The sequence below is a fragment of the Psychromonas arctica genome, assembly GCF_036697365.1.
Classification (GTDB): Bacteria; Pseudomonadota; Gammaproteobacteria; order Enterobacterales; family Psychromonadaceae; genus Psychromonas; species Psychromonas arctica_A.
Genome location: NZ_JBAHZA010000011.1, coordinates 58,475 through 78,541, shown reverse-complemented (window position 1 = coordinate 78,541; position 20,067 = coordinate 58,475). Strand labels below are relative to the sequence as shown.

Below are 20,067 nucleotides of genomic sequence, written 5' to 3'. Positions count from 1 at the left end.
TAATTATTTAGCTGGTTTTTCCACTTCAGTTAACATGCCTTTCATTAAGCTCACACAACCAACCAGTAAGATAACTGTAAAAGGTAGTGCTGCAATGATAGTGATAGATTGCAGGGCTTGGATAGATTGCGTCCCACCAATCCATAACATCACCATCGCAATTAAGCCTGAAATAACAGCCCATACGATTTTTTGTTTCATTGGTACTTCTAATTTACCGCCTGCTGTCATGCTATCGATAACAATAGAACCTGAGTCTAGCGTGGTTACGAAGAATACGACGATCAATACAACAGCTATAACAGATAAGATGTCACCAATTGGGTAAGCATCTAACATGTAAAATAAGCTTAACGATACATCTGTAATACCTTGCTCTGCACCTAGTAAACCCACTTTATCAATGATTTGGTCGATAGCAACACCACCAAATACTGACATCCATAAAGTCGTAACGACTGTTGGGATCACAAGTACGCAAACTAAAAACTCACGAATAGTACGCCCTTTAGAAATACGTGCTACGAACATACCAAAGAATGGCGCATACGCTACCCACCATGCCCAGTAAAACACAGTCCAACCATGCAACCATGACGTATCTTCACGACCTGATGCTTGACTTAATGGCACAATATTTTTCACATAACCCACTACAGCTGTTACTAACGAATCAAGTACAGTAGTGAAGTTTAATACTGCAATTAAGCCAAGGAATACAAATGCAATTACCATGTTAATGTTGCTTAACAGCTTAACACCACCGTCCATCCCACGAGTTACCGATAAAATTGCTAAGCCCATGATCAATACAATAATAAATTGTTGTAGGTATAAGCTGTTTTCAAAACCAAATACATGGCTAATGCCACTTGCGGCTTGTGAACCACCTAAACCTAATGATGTTGCTAGACCAAACAAAGTTACTAACACAGTTAATACATCAATAACATCACCTACTCTACCCCACACTCTATCGCCTAGAATTGGATAAAACACAGAGCGCATCGATAATGGTAAGCCTTTGTTATATACAAAATACGCAAGGCATAATGCCGTCATACCGTAAATTGCCCAGGCATGTAGGCCCCAATGGAATGCCGTTGCTCCCAGTGCAAGTTCACGACCTTCTGGTGTGAAAGGTGCTGCATTTAACGGAGTACCATACCAATCTGTGTAGAAAGCTGTTGGTTCCGCTACGCCCCAGAAAATCAAACCAATCCCCATACCAGCAGCAAATAACATTGCAATCCAAGAAGTGGTTGAATAGTCTGTTGTCGCTTCATCACCACCTAAACGAATTTTCCCTAAAGGAGAGAATGCGATACCTACAGCAAATAATAATAAGATGTTGGCCCCCCACATAAAAAGGAAATCGAAGTTAGATAAAACTGCACCTTTAATAGAGTCAATAGCAGCTTTTGCATCTGCTGGCTCTAACATTAATAAGGTAACGATAAAAAGAATGGATAAGGCGACTGAAGCAGTAAAAACAGTGTTGTGGACATCAAAGCCCCACTTATTAATATTATCTTGACCTACTTGATAGTCAGTAGATTCTATACTGTATTTTTTAGATTTAAATTTCATAACTTCTGACGTTTAACTACTCGCATTAGCAAATAGAAACATCAGCTCCATATTAAATGAATACTCAATTAGTTATCTCACACCATAAAAAATGGTATTCAATCACTGTCGTTTTTATTTTTAGACTTAATAATAAGCGTAATATTCTAACATACAAAAAAATTCAGAAATCCATTACCATAAAACGCTAATTTATATAGATAAATAAGGTTTTTATATGCGTCAATATTTTCATTATGTTTATAAAATAAAACATAATTAATTTAATAATCGGTTTGGTAATCAACCACTACTTCACCCCAGCTTAATGTTAGATCAGCAATGATATGCTGTGCGCTGAGCACCTTCTTTACGGGTAACTCTGCCATTGGTGCTAAAGCGTGATTAAACAGCTCTAATGCGCCAGGTCCTGACCAAGCCTCTTTCACTACCACATCTTGCATATGATATTTAACCAGCTGTGTAATCAATGGTGTGTTATCCGCATTAGGAATGATTTTTAATAGGTAACCCGGCTCAGTTTCCATGGTCTGTTTTACTTGTTCAAGGTCCATAGCATGCCATTTGTAAGGCATAGTTGCTCTAGCGATTTCACATTGACCAAAGAAGACTCGACCTAAAACACAGTCTGAATCGTACAATAATTCTGGTTGTGCATACTTCTTAGGAAAGCCCCAAATTTCACGGCCCGCAGCAATAGCCGGAAAGTTATTTAAATACATTTGATGAACATACTGCCCTGCTTGACCATCTAACGTCACAGGAATTACTTGCCCAGACTCAATGAATGAACCCAATCCTCTGAAGTCCTCCATCTTAATCACTTCAAACTTAACGATTGGTTGGTCGAACTGTAATGGCTCAGGGACAACCGCTTTTAAAGCTTCTCTATCCGTTTCATAAGTTACAATAAAGAATTCTCTATCAATGCATCGCACTTTGTTCGGTCCTACTGTAGGTGCCGTCGCTGGCATCGAGGTAAGTTGTTTAATCTGCTCAATATTCATGGTGTATCGGTCTGTATTAGTCTCTAAATAAAGGTCTATTGTTATGCGTTTAATCTAGGCTGACAAAGGAATTAAAAGATAGGGGTATGACTTTATGGAATGCAAAAAAATACCGCGTTTACAAAGTAAACGCGGTATTAAATTAATAACAGTTAAGCTTAAAGGTTAAGTATTCACTGTTTGTGTGTTATCTGACTGCGCTTCAGCAGCATCATTAAGGTCACGACGTTTACGTTGTAATCTAATGATAATAAACAGTAATAGTAACGCAGGGATATAGAACCACTGTTTAGCAGGACGCACTACTGGAACACCTACATCGACAATGATTTGGTCGAAGTCAAAACCAACTTTTTCAGCTGTGCTATCAAAGCCAATCCCATCAACCATGATTGAACCATCTTCCTGTGGCAATAATTCTAAACCATAGTTTTCAACACGTTCTTGGCCTGTTTCACCTTCGCCCACAACCATTAACATAGTTAATGTTACTGGATCACCTACATCGTTTTGACCATTTACTAGAACACGTAGCTCTGTACCTGGTTCAACCTCTTCCATTACATTCACTAACTCAGTACCAGCACGCTCATCGTAAGGTGGGATCACATAATCCATCCAGAAACCCGGGCGGAACAATGTAAATGCAATAATTAATAGTGCAAACGATTCCCATAGCTTTGATTTAGCGATGAAGTAGCCTTGGGTACCCGCGGTAAATATCAACATCGCCATGGTGGCGGTAATAAATATCGCTATCCCTTCTAAGAAGGTCACATCCATTAACAGTAAATCAGTGTTAAAGATGAATAGGAATGGTAATAAAGCAGTACGTAATGAATAGAAGAAGGCCACAAAACCAGTCTTAATTGGGTCGCCTCCCGATACCGCTGCGGCGGCAAAGGATGCTAAGCCTACTGGAGGCGTCACATCAGCCATGATGCCGAAGTAGAACACAAACATGTGTACTGCAATCAGTGGCACGATTAATCCATTTTGTTGGCCTAAACTAACAATAACAGGTGCTAGTAAAGACGATACAACGATATAGTTTGCGGTTGTTGGTAAGCCCATACCTAGAATAAGACTGAGGATACCTGTCCAGACCAAGATCAACATGATCTGTCCCATGGACAAGAACTCAACCAAGGCAGCCAGTTTTAAACCAATACCCGTTTGCGATACGGCACCAACAATAATACCAGCAGCTGCCGTTGCGATGGCAATACCGATCATATTTCTTGCACCGGTGATCATGCCATCAACCAACTCATTAAAGCCTTGTTTAACCATGCCCGATGTTGATTTCTTACGGAAGAAAGCAAATAGGTGACGCTGAGTTAACAGGATCACAATCATCAAAGTTGTTGCATAGAATGCAGATAAACCCGGTGATTTACGTTCGATCATCAAACACCAAATTAGTACCACCACTGGTAGTAAGAAGTGTAATCCAGACTTAACCGTTGGACCTGTTTCAGGCAAACTAAGTACAGGAGAGTTTGGATCATCCATCACTAAATCAGGGTAAGCAGAGCTGATTTTAACTAATACAACATAAGTGGCTGCAACCAATGCAGCAACTACCCAGAATAGTAAATCCGGAGCAACAAAGGATTTCAGTAAGCTAACCACAAAGAATAATCCAAAGGCACCAATCACTAAATTACCTAGTACTATCGCACCAGTAGAAATAGTTTTCGCGAGCTTATCTTCACTAGCTTTTGCCTTGAACTTTTTAAACACTAAATATTGAATCGCAATAACTGCTAATACTAAGCCTAAACGAGCTTCAGTGGTTGCTAATACCGCATACAACTCAGATAAGTAAAATGCCCCGCCCGCTAACGCGATAATTGGTAACAGTGTCATTGCCCAAGAGATTAATACATCTTTAGCCGTTTTCACTTCGCCTTCGCGTGTTAAGCCTTTCATGTTTAGCTTCATCGCTTCTAAATGCACGATATAAACCAATGCAATGTAAGAGATGATTGCAGGTAAAAAGGCATGTTTAACCACGTCAAAATAAGGAATATTCACATATTCCACCATTAAGAAAGCCGCGGCACCCATTACTGGTGGCATGATTTGACCATTAACCGATGAAGCCACTTCTACAGCACCAGCCTTTTCAGAAGAGAAACCAACACGTTTCATCATCGGAATAGTAAAGGTACCAGTGGTTACTACGTTAGCAATCGATGAACCTGAAATCAGTCCAGTCATACCCGATGCAACCACCGCTGCTTTTGCAGGACCACCACGTAAATGCCCCATTAACGAGAAAGCTACTTTAATAAAGTAGTTACCTGCTCCTGCGCGATCTAACAATGCGCCAAATAATACAAATAGGAATACTAGATCTGTTGATACACCTAAAGCGATACCAAACACACCTTCTGAAAATAGCCATTGATGGTCCATAACACCACCAAATGTGGATCCTTTCCAAGCGATCAACTCAGGTGCATAAGGCCCTAAGAAGGTATAACCCAAGAAGATCATAGCAACCACCATCAATGGTGGGCCTAAGGCACGCCTAGTAGCTTCAAGTAACGTTAGCATACCGACAATGGCAACACCGATATCCACTGGATTAGGCGCACTTGGTCGGTCACTTAAACGAATACCAAAAATACTGTCCACTAACATGGAGTCAGCAATAAACGGATACAAAGCACAAAGGCTGGCAATGATTGCTAACCCCCAATCAGCCATTGGTACTTTGCTACGTGAAGAGGCTTTAAAAGCTGGATAAGCAAGAAAGGCTAAGAAAATAGCAAAGCCCAAATGGATTGATCTTGCTTCTCCACTTGAGAAGACCCCCCAACCAAATAAGAAAGGTAGTGGAGAGGCTATCCAAACTTGGAATATAGACCAAGTTAACGCCACACCCGCCATCAATTTAACTATCTTTTGATTGGTTGGATTTCTTCCTCCGGTATCGGTGGAAGCGACGAGATCTTGTAGCTCCTCATCATTCATTAGTGTTTTTTCAGTCATCAGAAAATTTCCTATTGATACGCATGACAATGCGATCTTGTGTTACGAGAGATCATTCTAAAAATGCGTAGTTGATGCTTTAGATTATCTATATTGATATCCATCATAATCGGTAAAATGACACCAATTAACAATGAGATATACCGAAATTACTTATTGGATTGCAATCGTTTTTTAGGTAAGTAGTTTTGGTATATCTGCTTTTTTAAAAGCAAAAAAGCGGAAGTATAACTACTCCCGCTCTATTTAGCTAAGGGTTAGATTACATCCAACCTTTTTCTTTGTAGTAACGAATCGCGCCTTCATGAAGTGGAGCAGATAGATTTTTAGTGATCATATCGCTTTCTTTTAGGTTAGCAAATGCAGGGTGCATCTTCTTGAAACGTTTAAAGTTTTCAAATACCGCTTTCACCATTTGGTAAACAGTTTCTGAATCTGTTTTAGTTGAACTAACAAACGTAGCAGCTACACCAAATGTTGCTGTATCAGTATCAGTACCTTTGTACATACCAGCTGGAATACTTGTCATTGCGTAGTATGGGTTATCTGACGCTAGTTTTTGAGCCACATCATTATCAACAGGTACTAATACTGCATCACAAGATGTTGTCGCTTCTTTGATTGAACCATTTGGGTGACCAGCAACGAATACGATTGCATCTACTTTTCCGTCACATAGTGCAGCAGCTTGCTCTGAAGATTTAAGTTCAGACGCAACAGCGAAATCACTCATTTCCCAGCCCATTTTGCCCATTAGCACTTCCATCGTACCGCGTTGACCCGAACCTGGGTTACCTACGTTTACTTTTTTACCTTTTAAATCGTCAAAGCTTTTAATGCCAGCATCAGCACGAGCGACAACAGTGAACGGTTCAGCATAAACAGAGAATACAGAACGTAGTTCTTTAAATGCACCTGCTGGGAATTGTTCTGGGGCTGTACCGTTGTATGCGTGGAACTGCCAATCTGATTGAGCAACGCCCATATCAAGGTCGCCAGATTTTAAACCGTTAATGTTAGTTACTGAACCACCTGTTTTATGAGTACAGTTAATTTCGTGCTCAGCAGTACCGCGGTTTACTAGGCGACAAATAGCACCACCCACTTGATAATAAACACCAGTTTGACCACCAGTACCAATTACCACATGTTTAGTTTCTGCAATTGCAGAGCTTGCCATGAATGTTGCGCCTACAGCAGCTGCCATTGCTAATTTTTTTAAAAACATATTTAACTTCCTTTTTAGATTTTATTCGTCGGTACTTTCCTACATAGACAAGCAAGAATCAAGCCTGTGATGGAAAATATGTGGACTCTCAAACGCTTACAAAAACCAGTGTATTAATTTCAAACACACTGCTTATTAAACAAACACTTGAGTGTTCTATTTTGGTGCAACTCATTCTAATTTGCATCAATTTAGAGCGGTCTATTGCTTGTTTTTATTTCCATTTTGCGATGCACCAATCATGTTTGTTAATACTCGTATCAAATTGATGATTATATATTGTGCTAATTGACTTAAATTCATACAGCTATGATTAATACTCGCTACAAATAACTTGCTTAAACAGTATTGAAAAGATTAACTATCAACTCAACTAATTTAGGAGAAACTCCGTGCTGAACGAAACCACTTTACCCTCAATAAAAGCATTACGTACTTTTGTAGCAGTGGCCGATAACATGAGTTTTTCAAAAGCAGCCCAGGCACTTTTTATTAGCCAAAGTGCAGTGAGTAAAAACATATCGTCCCTAGAAAAACAACTTGGACAACCGTTATTCAACCGTCGTTTAAACGGAATTGAATTAACCAGTGCGGGCGAACAATACCTACCTAAAATTATTGAAGCATTAGAAATCATCCAATATACGACTGAAAGCTTAGTTTTGATCGATCAAGTAGAAGAAGTTTTATCATTAAATGTGACTCCTTCCTTTGCTAGCTTATGGTTGATTCCGCATATTCAGCAATTTTATGATTTAAATAAAAATATTCGCGTCAGAATTAAAACTGGTGATGGCATTCTTAAAAAAACCAATGGAGAAAGTGATATCGCCGTTCGCTGTTTATCGGTATCGACTCACTATGAAAATGCCACGCTATTGAAAAAAGAAAAGCTAGTGTTGGTCGCCTCACCTCAATTGCTGGCTAGTAACCCCATTAATACAATACAAGATGTGCAGCACTTTGATGCTATTTTCCACATCACTCGTCCCCGTTTATGGGAGCAATTCAAGAAGCAAAATCAGTTAACCTTTAGCAGTAATTATAGTTGTACTGGTTTTGAGCATTTTTACATGTCACTAGAAGCGGCAAAAGGCGGATTAGGGTTAGCACTTTTGCCTGACTTTATGGTGCATAATTCTTTAGCTAGCGGTGAACTTGTAAACCCTTTGAATATCAGTATGGATACAGATTATGCATACTATGTTTTCGTACCAAGCTATCGCCTCTCTTCTCGAAAGATTTATGAGTTTAAACAATGGATAACAAGCCATTTAGGTGAAAGTATCGATTTATAATCCCATTAACTTATTATTGAGGGCACAAAACTTGACGAAAACTGTCAGCGTTATGCAAATCAATATTTAATAAGCTACTCACTGCTTTAATATCGATAATTTGTTGTGCATTACTGTCAGCGATCTCACCTTTACTATTGAAATGATTATTTTCAAAACCAATACGAATGTCACCACCCATCAACATAGCACTGATCAAACACTGCTGCTCTTGAGGGCCAAATGCACAAGTTGCCCAAGGCGTTTTTGTGGTTAACAGTTGTTCGCTAAGAAAAGGAGCGAGATCAGTGACAGAAGAGCGTAATTGCTTATGATAACGCCCTAACACTAATAAAATATGATGATTTTTACTCGGTAAAATCCCTTGTTTAATCAATGAGAAGTAACGTTGTACATCTTCCACCGAATACAGGATATATTGCGCAATGATCCCACTTTCAACAACCCAATGAAAAAATTGCTGTGCAACCGGTAAATATGAATCATCAGGAATTAACTCTTTCAAAGCAAAAGAAGCTGCTTCTGGCATCGTCTCTTTAATTAGCAACATCTGTTGATCTGGTTGATATTGACCAACGGCTTCTGTAGTTAGTTGCACAATAATTGACTCACCTACCGCTTGCTTAACTGCTGCTAATGTCGCTAGGTTATCGTCGATCTCTAAAGAGTGTAAGCCATTTTTATCACGAGCATGCAGATGAACCATGGCTGCGCCAGCATCACGACAAGCAATCACGTCATCCACAATTTGCTCAATAGTAACAGGGACTGCAGGGTGATCTTGGCGTGTTTTTCGTGCACCATTGGGCGCAACAATAATCGCAGCTTTATGTTTTTGTTCATTAATCATAATGCCCAACCTTGCGCAGCTTCAACTAATGCAGTTTTTAATTTACTTACTAACTCATCAAGCTGTTTATCATTGATAATAAACGGGGGCGCTAATAAAATATGGTGCCCTGCACGGCCGTTAATGGTACCCGCCATTGGGTAACACATTAACCCGTGTTTCATGGCTAGCTGTTTCACGACTTTATTGGCTTCTGTTGAAGTTGGTAACGGGGTTTTTGTTTGTTTATCAGCCACCAGCTCAATACCAATAAATAGCCCTCGCCCTCTTATGTCGCCAACATAAGATAAAGGCAGCAAAGATTCTTTTAACTTAGTGCGTAGTTTTTTACCTTGCTCCTGTACTTTATCTAACAGGCTTTCCGACACTATTGTCTGTACGGTTGCTAATGCAGCGGCACAAGCAACCGGATGTGCCATAAACGTATGCCCATGCTGAAAAAAACCACTACCATGGGCAATGGCATCATAAATTTTGTCACTGATCACCACACCACCAATAGGTTGATAACCAGCGCCCAGACCTTTAGCAATAGTCACTAAATCAGGAACGATTTGATCCTGTTCAAAAGCATAAAAAGTACCTGTTCGACCAATACCACACATCACTTCATCAAGAATAAGCAGTACATCATATTTATCACAAATTTCACGGATACGCTTAAAGTAACCTTTTGTTGCAGGTAAAGCCCCCGCTGTCGCACCTACTACAGGTTCAGCCACAAAGGCCATTACATTTTCAGCACCAAGGGCTAATATTTCAGTTTCTAACTCATTAGCGACACGGAGTGAATAATCTAACTCAGATTCATTGTCTTGTTGATCACGATACGCATAACAAGGTGAAATATGCGTTACTTCTGAAAGTAACGGTGTGAATTTTTCTCTTCGCCATTCATTTCCACCTACCGCTAACGCACCTAAGGTATTGCCATGATAACTTTGACGTCTAGCAATAAATTGAGTTTTACTTGGCTTACCAATTTCCACAAAATACTGACGCGCCATTTTTAACGCTGACTCTACTGCTTCCGAGCCACCACTCACAAAGTAAACATGGTTTAATGGCTCTGGTGCTAAGTCGGTTAACAGTGTTGCTAACTCCTCACTTGCTTGGTTAGTAAAGAATCCAGTATGCGCAAAAGGAATAGACTCAATTTGCTCAATCATCGCTTTCTTTACTGCTGTATGGCTATGCCCTAGATTTGAAACAGCAGCGCCGCCACAACCATCTAAATATTGTTTACCCTGTTGGTCGAATAAGTAAATCCCGTCACCACATGTAACGGTTGGCAGTTGAGAATGGCAATGGCGATGCAAAATGTGCGTCATGAAGTTAACCTTCTATAAAATATCTATTGAGAAAGTCTGATAATTATATTTTTTAAGCGGGTTTTCAAAGGAATTAAAATATAGGGGTATGAAAAATAGGAATAATGGCTAAATAATTCTAATGCCAGCCCACATCAGTAGCCAATAATATGTGTTTTACGTTCTAGACATAAAAATATGATAAAACTGCAATAAAACTACAACAATCCCTTGCAATCATACTTCCCAATATTTTTCGTTTTCAATCTGGTTAATTTAAATAACCCCCTACTGAGTTAAAGAATCAATGCAATAGTCAAATTTTAAAAAATGTTATTTAAAGCTTCAGTTCGATTAAGAATTAAACAAAAACCAGGTCAATAAATAATCATTTAGAGTTAAAAATATACATTTTTTTAAAAAAATTGATGCATATTTCACAAAGTGGAGGTAATTTAAATAACAAGTTGACTGGATGGTCAACCGAATGGAATGAATATTAATAATATACTTACATTAATTTTACTAGGGAAAGAGCAATGCAACAGCCATATTTTAAGAAACGTTACCTATCACAAATTGTCACCTCTGTTTTAATCGCCGCATCACTCACAGCTTGTAATACCGATAGTGATGATAATGACACGCCTGACAACTCAAATTATACGTTACAACTATTACATATGGCCGACATGGATGGCTCAAATGCAACGGCACTGGAAAATGCAGGTAACTTTGCAAGTAACGTGGATGCGCTACGTAACCAATACCCAGATAACACACTATTTTTAAGCTCGGGCGATAACTACATCCCAGGTGTACGTTATGCTGCTGCTGACGATGATTCAATGGCCGATGTTGAAGGAATAAACGTACCAGGTGTTGGCCGCGCTGATATTGCAATGGTAAATGCCATGGGCCTACAGGCTTCAGCAGTGGGTAACCACGATCTCGACGGTGGTACCGAAGAGTTTGCATCAATTATTGATACTGATGACACTTACCCAGGCGCACAATTTCCATACCTAAGCTCAAATATGATTTTTGCTGACGATGAAAACACTGCGCCATTAGTGGTTGAAGACGGTTTAATCGCAAGTGAAATCCCAAACAGCTTAGCGTCATACACGATCATTGAAGTAGATGGCGAGCAAATTGGTATTGTTGGTGCAACAACACCAACTAATGACATCATTACTGATACAGGTGATATTACGGTACTTCCTGCCAGTGATGCTACCTCTGATCTTGCAGTCATTATCCAAGAGAAAGTTGATGAGCTAACCGCACTTGGTATTAATAAAGTTATCCTACTAGCACATATGCAAAGTATCTCTATCGAAGAAGAACTAGCAACGCTACTCACTGACGTTGATATCATTGTCGCAGGTGGTTCAAATACACTACTTGCTGATAGCACAGACGATTTATGGGATGGTGATGTAGCGGAAGGAGAATACCCAGAGCTGTTTGAAGATGCCGACGGTAACGATGTCGCTTTAGTGAATGTTGATGGTGATTACAAATACCTAGGCCGTTTAGTGGTTGAGTTTGATGATAACGGCAACATTGTAGTTGATTCAATCGATGATGAAGAGAGCGGTTCATACATCAGTAATGATGATATGGTCGCGTCATTATCTGGCGAAGCAAATACCGCTGTTGATGCGATTGTTACCGCTATCGAAGATGTCGTGCTTGAGTCTGAAGGGAATATTATGGGTCATACTGATGTATTCATAAACGGACTTCGTGCTTCAGTGCGTTCAGAAGAAACCAACCTAGGTAACCTTACAGCAGAAGCAAACCTTTGGTACGCAAACCTGATTGATGGCATTGATACACAAATCTCTATCAAGAATGGTGGTGGTATCCGTGCAGAGATTGGTTACGCAGCTTACCCAGCAGGCTCTACAGATGCTGATGATATAGAGTATTACCCACCAGCAGCTTATCCTAATGCAAATAAAGAAGAAGGTGACATTTCACAGTACGATATTCAAACCGCTTTATCATTCAACAATGAGTTAACAGTGCTAGACCTAACGGCTGAACAGTTAAAAGAGATTGCTGAACATGCTGTATCTGATGTTACTGGTGGTCGTTTCCCACAAATCTCTGGTATGTCATTAACCTATGATGAAACACAAACTGCACGTGAGTTTGAGACGGTAGAAGATGCTGATGGTAATACGACTTTAACTCAAACTGTTGAAGGTCAACGTATTCAAGAGCTAAGCGTTGATACTAACGGTGATGGTGAGTATGACTACACAGTTGTATCGGGTGGTGAGTTAGTCGATGAAGACAGTATGACATTCTCTGTTACTACACTGACTTATACTGCAGAAGGTGGTGATGGTTACCCATTCCCATGTACAGCAGCAGGTGCAGACTGTAGTGAATTGAATACAGACTTAACTGAAATCATGACAACTGAAGACCCAGGTAACTCAGACTTTGCAAGCACAGGTACAGAGCAAGATGCTTTAGCTGAATACTTACAATCAGAATTCACTGATGCTGATAACGCTTATAACTCTGCTGATAGTATTGCAGATGAAACAGTGGTTGATGAACGTATTATTCGTAGTGAATCTCTATAAGTAATAAAGATTAAACACTCTTTATAAACCGCCTCCATAGGCGGTTTTTTTATGCCCTAAATACTAATCAACACTCTTCGCGAGATAATCTTGCATCTCTTGTTCAGGCACCATGCTACCGCCAGTAGCCCATATTAAATGCGTGGCATTAGCCATTTTATATTGATCTAACTTTAATCGCTGTAAATACTCACTGTTTGCAGACACTATCATCGGGCCAATTACTCCCGCAACTGCTGACGGCTCTAATTGTAAACTTTCTAAACGATCCATCTTTTGCAAATAGTTGTACATAGTTTGGTCGGACAAAGTGTAATAACCATCTATCAGCCCCTGCATAGAACGCCCAACAAAACCAGATGCGCGCCCTACCGCTAAACCATCGGCTGCAGTCACATTATCAATACCGATATCTTGCACCGATATTTGGTCATGTAAGCCAGTATGCACACCTAATAACATACAAGGAGAATGAGTTGGCTCTGCAAAAATACAATGTACATGATCACCGAAAACAGCCTTTAATCCAAATGCAACACCGCCCGGACCACCACCTACGCCACAAGGCAGATAAACAAATAAAGGATGGTCTTGATCAACCTTAATACCTAACTCGTTAAACTGCTGTGATAAACGTTGGCCTGCAACTGAGTAACCTAGAAATAGTATTTGTGAATTTTCATCATCGATAAAGAAACAGTTAGCATCACCCTCTGCTTCTTTTCGCCCTTGCGCTACCGCAACGCCATAATCTTGTTCATATTCAACTACATTGACACCATGGGTGCGCAATTTATCTTTCTTCCATTGTCGCGCATCAGCAGACATATGAACAGAAACAGAAAAGCCTAACTTAGCACTGATAATACCGATGGATAGCCCTAAATTACCAGTGGAACCAACCGCAATACTGTATTGGCTAAAGAACTGCCTAAACGATTCAGAACACAATTTCCCGTAATCATCACTCTCTTCTAACAACCCTGCTTGCATCGCTAATTTTTCAGCATGCGTTAAAACTTCATAAATTCCGCCACGCGCTTTAATAGACCCTGCTATGGGTAGATGACTATCTTTCTTTAACATTAAGCGACCAGTCAAAGGCTTTCCATAATCAAGCTGTAATTGCTTCTTCATTTCAGCAATATCTATTACTTCAGATTCGATAATACCGTTATTTTTTGTTGTTTCAGGGAAAGCTTTTGTCAAATAAGCAGCAAATCTATTTAATCGTTCGCTTGCTTGCTGTATCTCCTGTTGACCTAACCCAACCAGCTTCATTCCCTCTTCAACAGAGGTAATATTCGGATTAAACCAACTCGTTGGTTGTAGTGCTATTAATGTTTTTAACAGAGGAAACTTACTAAGTAGGGTATCCATATTTAATCTATTCACTATGCAGCCTTAATCGAAGTTTATTTATATTAATGCTCAAAAAACTAATCACTTATAGTTAAAAATACACCTTTTTTTAAAAAATGATGGATATTTTAAATAGTGAAGGTAATTTAAGTAATAGTTTGACTGAAAGGTCAACTAAAAATAAAACGTATCATTTTAATTTATCAGTAATTTTGAAGATTAATTCAACCTCAATAGTAAAACATAACCTCAGGGTAAGAGAAAAGGGAACAAAATGTTAAACAAAAAAGTAAATGGTATTACTTGTGCCTTGTTAGCAGCAGGCATTATATCTGGATGTAATAGTGATAACACAGATGACAATGGAAGTGTCACAGAGTCAGTATCATTTACCATTCTTCACACTAATGATAACCATGGTCGCTTCTGGCAAAACGATGATGGTGAATACGGAATGGCAGCTCGTAAAACTTTAATTGATACTATTCGAGCAGAAGTAGAAGATGAAGGTGGTGTAACACTTGTACTATCAGGCGGTGATGTTAACACTGGTGTACCGGAGTCAGATCTTCAAAATGCAATTCCTGATTTTGTAGGAATGAACGCTATCGAATACGATGCGATGGCTGTAGGTAACCATGAATTTGACAACCCATTAGACGTTCTAGAAGAGCAAAGAGACCTTGCTACTTTCCCAATGCTTTCAGCCAATATTTATAATGCTGACGGTGTTCGCTACTTTGATGCTTATAAAACCTTTGATATTAACGGCGTTAGCTTAGCCTTAATTGGTTTCACCACAGATGATACTGCGAAATTATCTAACCCAGAATATATCGGCGATTTAGATTTTACAGACCCACAAGATGAAGCGACGACTGTATTATCAGAAATTGAAGCTGCAGGTGGTGCTGATATTGTAATGGCAGTAACGCATATGGGTCACTATGCCAATGGAGCAAGTGGTAGTAATGCCCCTGGTGACGTAGCTTTAGCTCGCTCTTTAGAAGAAGGCCAATTAGATGCCATTATTGGCGGTCATTCACAAAATCCAGTATGTATGGAACCGGGTGACAATACTTCTTACGCAGACTTTGAACCAGGTGATGATTGTACTCCAGATCAGCAAAATGGTACTTACATCATGCAAGCACATGAATGGGGTAAATATGTCGGTCGTGCTGATTTTACATACTCGAATGGTGAGTTAACACTTGATAGCTATAAACTAATTCCTGTTAACTTAAAGGAAGAAGTGACGATAGTTGACGAAAATGGTGATGCAGTATTGGATGAAGACGGTGAAGAAACAACTGAATTAGTGTTTATTCAAGATGAAATCGCTGCTGATCCCGACCTATTATCTGTACTGCAGGAGTACCAAACAGCTGGTGAAGCTGGTTTAGACGAAAAATTAGCAGAAACAGATGCTAAGCTTGAAGGCGACCGCGACATCGTTCGCTCACAACAGACTAACCTAGGCCGTTTAATTGCTTTTGCACAAAGTGATAGTGTTAATGCAGACTTTGGAGTAATGAACTCAGGTGGTGTACGAGACTCTATTCCTGAAGGTGATATTACTTACCGAGATGTATTAACCGTGCAACCATTTGGTAATACTGTTGTTGTAGCAACAATGACTGGTGCAGAAGTAAATGATTACTTAGATACACTAGCAACATTTACTCAAGGTGCCGGTGCTTACGCTCAGATTACTGATGTTGAAATGACCGTTGATTGTACTGCAGGTAGTGTTGCAATTAGCACTATCGGCGGAGAAGCATTTGATGAAAATGCAGAGTACACATTTTCAGTTCCAAGTTTTAATGCAGCTGGCGGCGACGATTACCCTATTATCGATTATATCGATTCAGGTTTAGTCGATGCAGATGCATTACAAGCTTTTTTTGCAGAGCAAGAAACCATTGTTGCAGCTGATTATGACCCAGTTGGTGATATTGTTTACATCAACTCAACTAGTACAGAAGGTTGTGCAGCACAATAATAGCAATTACGTTATTACTCTAAAATGCACCAGAAAGACTGATTAATATAAAGCTTCAATCTAATGAAAGATTGAAGCTTTTTTTAAACGTGGCAATAACAACCGTTGGTGTCATTAACCACTAAACTTGAGCTGTAACCTTTCGCATAATTACCTAATACCGTTTCCACGTAACCATTAGAGGCACTGCACGCTAAGCCCGCAGAGTAAGGACCAAAATAAAGCAATTTTTGCTGTTGATTAGTAATCAAAATAGCCGGAGTCGAAGGTACTAACGCTGCTAATTTTTCTGATACAACAACGTTAATAACCTTAAAGCCTTCTACACCTGCTCGTTGGTTAATTTCACCTTTGTGGTTGTCGCTATATTGGGTACATGAGCAATTTTGACTAGTGAAATGCACAATAGTATCACTTAAATTTTGGCCTTTTAGCTGGTCTATTTCACTAATGCTTTGCATCAATGAAATTGGATCTACCCCAGTCAACCTCTGCTCAGGATCAAAGTCAGCTAATCGCCCTTGAATAAAGTATATAGCTGCGACAATAGTAAGGACTAACCACACTCCACATATAACATAGTGAGTCGGCGTAACTTTATTATTTAAAGCGTGCAATGTTAGACTCTAAAAGTAAGACTGAATCTGATATTTTTTCTGCTTCTTGTGAAAGTACTTCTACTTTTTCAGTATCACCTCTACTTAATATACTGACTCTTTCAGTACTTTTTGCAATATCATTAGTAGCTACTGACTGTTCTTCTAATGCAGCTGCGACTGAATCCGAAATTTCACTGGATAAACTAGCTAAGCTGGTAGCATGTGCTACTTCTGAGTTCGCTTTACCTGCCACTTCAATTACAACACCAACAGCATCAATACATTGGGTCATTGCAGCAGTAGATGACTGAGAATGGCTGATCAATTTAGCTAATGTTTCATTTACTTTTTCAGTACTTTGTTTAGTACGATTTGCTAAAGCCCGTACCTCATCAGCAACAACAGCAAAACCTCTACCTTGATCCCCAGCCCTTGCCGCTTCAATTGCTGCATTTAACGCTAATAAATTCGTTTGATCTGCAATACCAGTTATTTCTGAAAGCACTGTCGCAATCAAATCACTTGAGCTAGCTAATGCATTTATTTCAATACTGGTTTTGTTTAAAGAAACGGTTAACTCGTTATTTTTCACATTAATATTTTCGATATGCTGATTTGCGATTTTAGATGAAGAGGCCACCTCTTTCATTTGTGAGCTTAGTTTTTCGGTATCCTCTGCGATTGAAGCAACGGTTACAGCCATCTCTTCTACTGAAGAAGCGATATTCTCCGTTTCAGCTTGTCGGTTGGTAGCTGATATTTCTAACTCGGTCTTCGCAGAAGTTAAGTTTTCTGAATTAATAATAAATTCATTAGCTTGAGTTTTTACGCCGCCTACTACATTATCTAATACTGATAACAGGTCGTTAAATCCAGCTAAAATACTATTACCTTTGCTATCTGTTCGGACTTTTAAATCAAGCGATTGATCATCCTGCGTTAGCAATTGCGTGACTCTAGATAACTCTTCTCCTACTCGACTATCGTCGTATAAGACTTTAGCAATATAACCTGCAATAATCGCTTCGATAACAGCATAAGCCGCATGAATTATCACTGTTGAAAAGAATAATCTATCTTCGTCAAATATAAATATATTAGCGCCATTAACTTGCATAAAATAAAATGATAAATGATGCACTGCAACCAGTAGTGTTGCTGAAATAAATACCTTCCAATCACTGAAAATAATCAGTATTGCCATTAAGATAAAAATTTCAAAATGTACTTCAATCAAACCATTCATTTGATGGATATGTAAACAAGCAAAGATCATCGCGGCTAATGCAGAAACATGCTTAGTTAATGCAGCATCAGGAATGCTTTTATATAACCACAATGGTACTAGCATTGCTGGTAAACCAATTAGAATTGCTTCTAGATAAGTCCCGTATACAAAAGCCATTGCAATGGACTCAACGAATAATAATATCAAAATCCGTGAAAAAACTTGGTTTACCCTATTTATTTTGTTCATTGCTCTACCTTCGCTCATGCTAGTCTATTTTGTATTATTTATTATGGTAAAAATAAGGAGAATCATACGCCAAGAAATGAGAGGCAGATCATCTAAGTATAAAAAATCACCTTATTTTGATGAAACTTACCACAAATAATTACCTATTTATAATTATTTCATAAAGAGGAAGAGCATATATAATAGATAGGATCAGAGAAAGGTCAAAATAAAAACCCACCATAGTAAGGTGGGTTTTAGAATATAAATATCGCTATTACTATTAAATAATAGGCATTATATTAAAAAGCTAATAATAATTAATTGGCAGTTAACTCACTTTCAGCTTGTGATAATAGCGTAAATTCCTCCTCTGCTGATTTAGCAACTAAATTGTTACGACCAATGAATGCGTAGTAAAGCATTCCGATAACAAATAGCACTAGCGTGAAGTAGAAAGCTCTTACGTCGTAAGCATAAACACCGGTTAATGCTACTAGTGATAATACAAACGAAATACCTGACGTTACTACGCCACCCGGCGTTTTATATGGGCGCGCTAAACCTGGTTGATTAATGCGTAATAAAATATGACTACCAGACATCATTGCATATGACACTGTTGCACCAACAACCGCCATTGATAACATTAAATCACCCTCACCCGTTAACGATAATAAAAACCCTAAAATTCCAGGGAAAATAAGTGAACGAACAGGCACTTTACGTTTACTCGTTAACGATAGTTTTTGTGGTAAGTAACCTGCGCGAGAAAGTGCAAATACTAAACGACTATACCCATAGATAATTGAGAAGAATGAAGCAATTAAACCAGCTAAACCTAATACATTCACCATAGTCGCTACATTTGGGTTACCAGTCATGTTTAACGCATCAACTAACGGCACCGCACTACCTGCAGTCACTTGTGCACCGGCAGCACCAGCAACTAATACAACAACTAAAATAGCAGTACATAATAGAAAGATCATTGCTGCAATAATGCCTTTCGGTACGTCTTTTGCTGGATCTTTTGCTTCTTCTGCTGCAAGTGGCACACCTTCTACAGCTAAAAATAACCACATAGCAAAAGGTAATGCAGCCCATACTCCGTAATAACCCATAGGTAAGAAGTCTGTCCCACCGATTAATGGCTCAATATCAAATAAGTTATCAATATTAAATGCAGGTAATAAAACAACACCTGTTGCAATAATAGCTAATACTGCTAATGCACTGATCACCATCATTACTTTCAACGCTTCACCAGCACCAAAAATATGAATGCCAATAAATACTAAATAGAATAGGGCATATACAATTGGCCCATCAAAACCGAGTAATTCATTCACAGACGATCCAATAAAAATAACAATCGCCGCAGGTGCGAGTGTGTATTCAATCAATACCGCTAATCCGGTGAGATAACCACCAGCAGGGCCCATTGCTTGGCGAGCAAAACTGTAGCCGCCACCTGCTGCTGGTATTGCAGCTGACATTTCAGCTAAAGATAATACTAGTGTTAAGTACATCACGCCCATTAATACAGCGGCGATAACAAAACCACCCCACCCAGCTTGGGCGATACCAAAGTTCCATCCTGCAAAATCACCAGAGATAACGTATGAAACCCCCAAGCCTGCAAGCAAGATCCATCCAGCCGCTCCTTTTTTTAATTGCCTTTGGGCAAGATATTCTTGGTTAGTAGACATAGTAGTACTTCCTTTTTTATTGTAGTTAAATTGTTATAGTT

General features: G+C 39.1%; 13 protein-coding genes. 3 read left to right on the top strand and 10 right to left on the bottom strand.

Annotation, left to right across the window (positions count from 1 at the left end):
* Positions 1-3: 3 nt before the first annotated feature.
* The 4 genes from V5290_RS12820 to V5290_RS12805 all read right to left on the bottom strand — a co-directional run bounded on the left by V5290_RS12820 (position 4) and on the right by V5290_RS12805 (position 6,828).
* Positions 4-1,590, bottom strand: a complete 1,587-nt coding sequence (locus V5290_RS12820; protein ID WP_333386377.1) for a BCCT family transporter — start codon at positions 1,588-1,590, stop codon at positions 4-6.
* A 263-nt stretch (positions 1,591-1,853) separates the two neighbouring features.
* On the bottom strand, positions 1,854-2,597 hold the full coding sequence (locus V5290_RS12815; protein WP_333386374.1) for an acetoacetate decarboxylase: 744 nt from the start codon (positions 2,595-2,597) through the stop codon (positions 1,854-1,856).
* Between the two features lie 165 nt (positions 2,598-2,762).
* Positions 2,763-5,600 carry a TRAP transporter permease gene (locus V5290_RS12810; RefSeq protein WP_333386371.1) on the bottom strand — a complete coding sequence of 946 codons (2,838 nt, stop codon included), beginning with the start codon at positions 5,598-5,600 and terminating at the stop codon, positions 2,763-2,765.
* Positions 5,601-5,862: 262 nt separating this feature from the next.
* The gene (locus V5290_RS12805) at positions 5,863-6,828 is read right to left on the bottom strand and encodes a TAXI family TRAP transporter solute-binding subunit (RefSeq protein WP_333386368.1); all 966 of its coding nucleotides are present in this window, start codon (positions 6,826-6,828) and stop codon (positions 5,863-5,865) included.
* A gap of 392 nt (positions 6,829-7,220) precedes the next feature.
* On the opposite strand from V5290_RS12805, the gene V5290_RS12800 reads away from it, so the two are divergent.
* Positions 7,221-8,126, top strand: coding sequence for a LysR substrate-binding domain-containing protein (locus tag V5290_RS12800; RefSeq protein WP_333386365.1), 906 nt, complete (start codon positions 7,221-7,223; stop codon positions 8,124-8,126).
* Between the two features lie 13 nt (positions 8,127-8,139).
* On the opposite strand, the gene V5290_RS12795 is transcribed toward V5290_RS12800, so the two are convergent.
* Positions 8,140-8,976: a 3-keto-5-aminohexanoate cleavage protein gene (locus V5290_RS12795; protein WP_333386363.1), complete on the bottom strand. Its 837-nt coding sequence runs from the start codon at positions 8,974-8,976 to the stop codon at positions 8,140-8,142.
* On the bottom strand, positions 8,973-10,307 hold the full coding sequence (locus tag V5290_RS12790; protein WP_333386361.1) for an aspartate aminotransferase family protein: 1,335 nt from the start codon (positions 10,305-10,307) through the stop codon (positions 8,973-8,975). The genes V5290_RS12795 and V5290_RS12790 overlap by 4 nt, the downstream gene beginning before the upstream one ends.
* Before the next feature lie 518 nt (positions 10,308-10,825).
* Between V5290_RS12790 and V5290_RS12785 the strand changes: the two genes are divergently transcribed.
* On the top strand, positions 10,826-12,892 hold the full coding sequence (locus V5290_RS12785) for a bifunctional metallophosphatase/5'-nucleotidase (RefSeq protein WP_333386358.1): 2,067 nt from the start codon (positions 10,826-10,828) through the stop codon (positions 12,890-12,892).
* Between the two features lie 63 nt (positions 12,893-12,955).
* Here the strand turns inward: V5290_RS12785 and V5290_RS12780 are convergent, their stop codons facing one another.
* The gene (locus V5290_RS12780; RefSeq protein WP_333386355.1) at positions 12,956-14,287 is read right to left on the bottom strand and encodes a D-serine ammonia-lyase; all 1,332 of its coding nucleotides are present in this window, start codon (positions 14,285-14,287) and stop codon (positions 12,956-12,958) included.
* Positions 14,288-14,528: 241 nt separating this feature from the next.
* Between V5290_RS12780 and ushA the strand changes: the two genes are divergently transcribed.
* Positions 14,529-16,259, top strand: coding sequence for a bifunctional UDP-sugar hydrolase/5'-nucleotidase UshA (gene ushA, locus V5290_RS12775; RefSeq protein WP_333386352.1), 1,731 nt, complete (start codon positions 14,529-14,531; stop codon positions 16,257-16,259).
* An 83-nt stretch (positions 16,260-16,342) separates the two neighbouring features.
* Here ushA and V5290_RS12770 read toward each other — a convergent pair whose 3' ends face one another.
* From V5290_RS12770 to eat, 3 genes are all read right to left on the bottom strand, one after another.
* Entirely contained in the window at positions 16,343-16,876 is a 534-nt protein-coding gene (locus V5290_RS12770; protein WP_333386349.1) for a DUF6436 domain-containing protein, read from the bottom strand.
* Positions 16,860-18,335 carry a methyl-accepting chemotaxis protein gene (locus V5290_RS12765; RefSeq protein ID WP_333386346.1) on the bottom strand — a complete coding sequence of 492 codons (1,476 nt, stop codon included), beginning with the start codon at positions 18,333-18,335 and terminating at the stop codon, positions 16,860-16,862. Before V5290_RS12765 ends, V5290_RS12770 begins: the two co-directional genes overlap by 17 nt.
* Positions 18,336-18,634: 299 nt before the next feature.
* Entirely contained in the window at positions 18,635-20,026 is a 1,392-nt protein-coding gene (eat, locus tag V5290_RS12760; RefSeq protein WP_333386343.1) for an ethanolamine permease, read from the bottom strand.
* Between the last annotated feature and the right edge of the window lie 41 nt (positions 20,027-20,067).

Bases quoted from the DNA above. Each gene is read 5' to 3' on its own strand.
- V5290_RS12820 (WP_333386377.1), bottom strand. From the start codon at position 1,590: ATGAAATTTAAATCTAAAAAATACAGTATAGAATCTACTGACTATCAA.
- V5290_RS12815 (WP_333386374.1), bottom strand. From the start codon at position 2,597: ATGAATATTGAGCAGATTAAACAACTTACCTCGATGCCAGCGACGGCA.
- V5290_RS12810 (WP_333386371.1), bottom strand. From the start codon at position 5,600: ATGACTGAAAAAACACTAATGAATGATGAGGAGCTACAAGATCTCGTC.
- V5290_RS12805 (WP_333386368.1), bottom strand. From the start codon at position 6,828: ATGTTTTTAAAAAAATTAGCAATGGCAGCTGCTGTAGGCGCAACATTC.
- V5290_RS12795 (WP_333386363.1), bottom strand. From the start codon at position 8,976: ATGATTAATGAACAAAAACATAAAGCTGCGATTATTGTTGCGCCCAAT.
- V5290_RS12790 (WP_333386361.1), bottom strand. From the start codon at position 10,307: ATGACGCACATTTTGCATCGCCATTGCCATTCTCAACTGCCAACCGTT.
- V5290_RS12785 (WP_333386358.1), top strand. From the start codon at position 10,826: ATGCAACAGCCATATTTTAAGAAACGTTACCTATCACAAATTGTCACC.
- ushA (WP_333386352.1), top strand. From the start codon at position 14,529: ATGTTAAACAAAAAAGTAAATGGTATTACTTGTGCCTTGTTAGCAGCA.
- V5290_RS12765 (WP_333386346.1), bottom strand. From the start codon at position 18,335: ATGAACAAAATAAATAGGGTAAACCAAGTTTTTTCACGGATTTTGATA.
- eat (WP_333386343.1), bottom strand. From the start codon at position 20,026: ATGTCTACTAACCAAGAATATCTTGCCCAAAGGCAATTAAAAAAAGGA.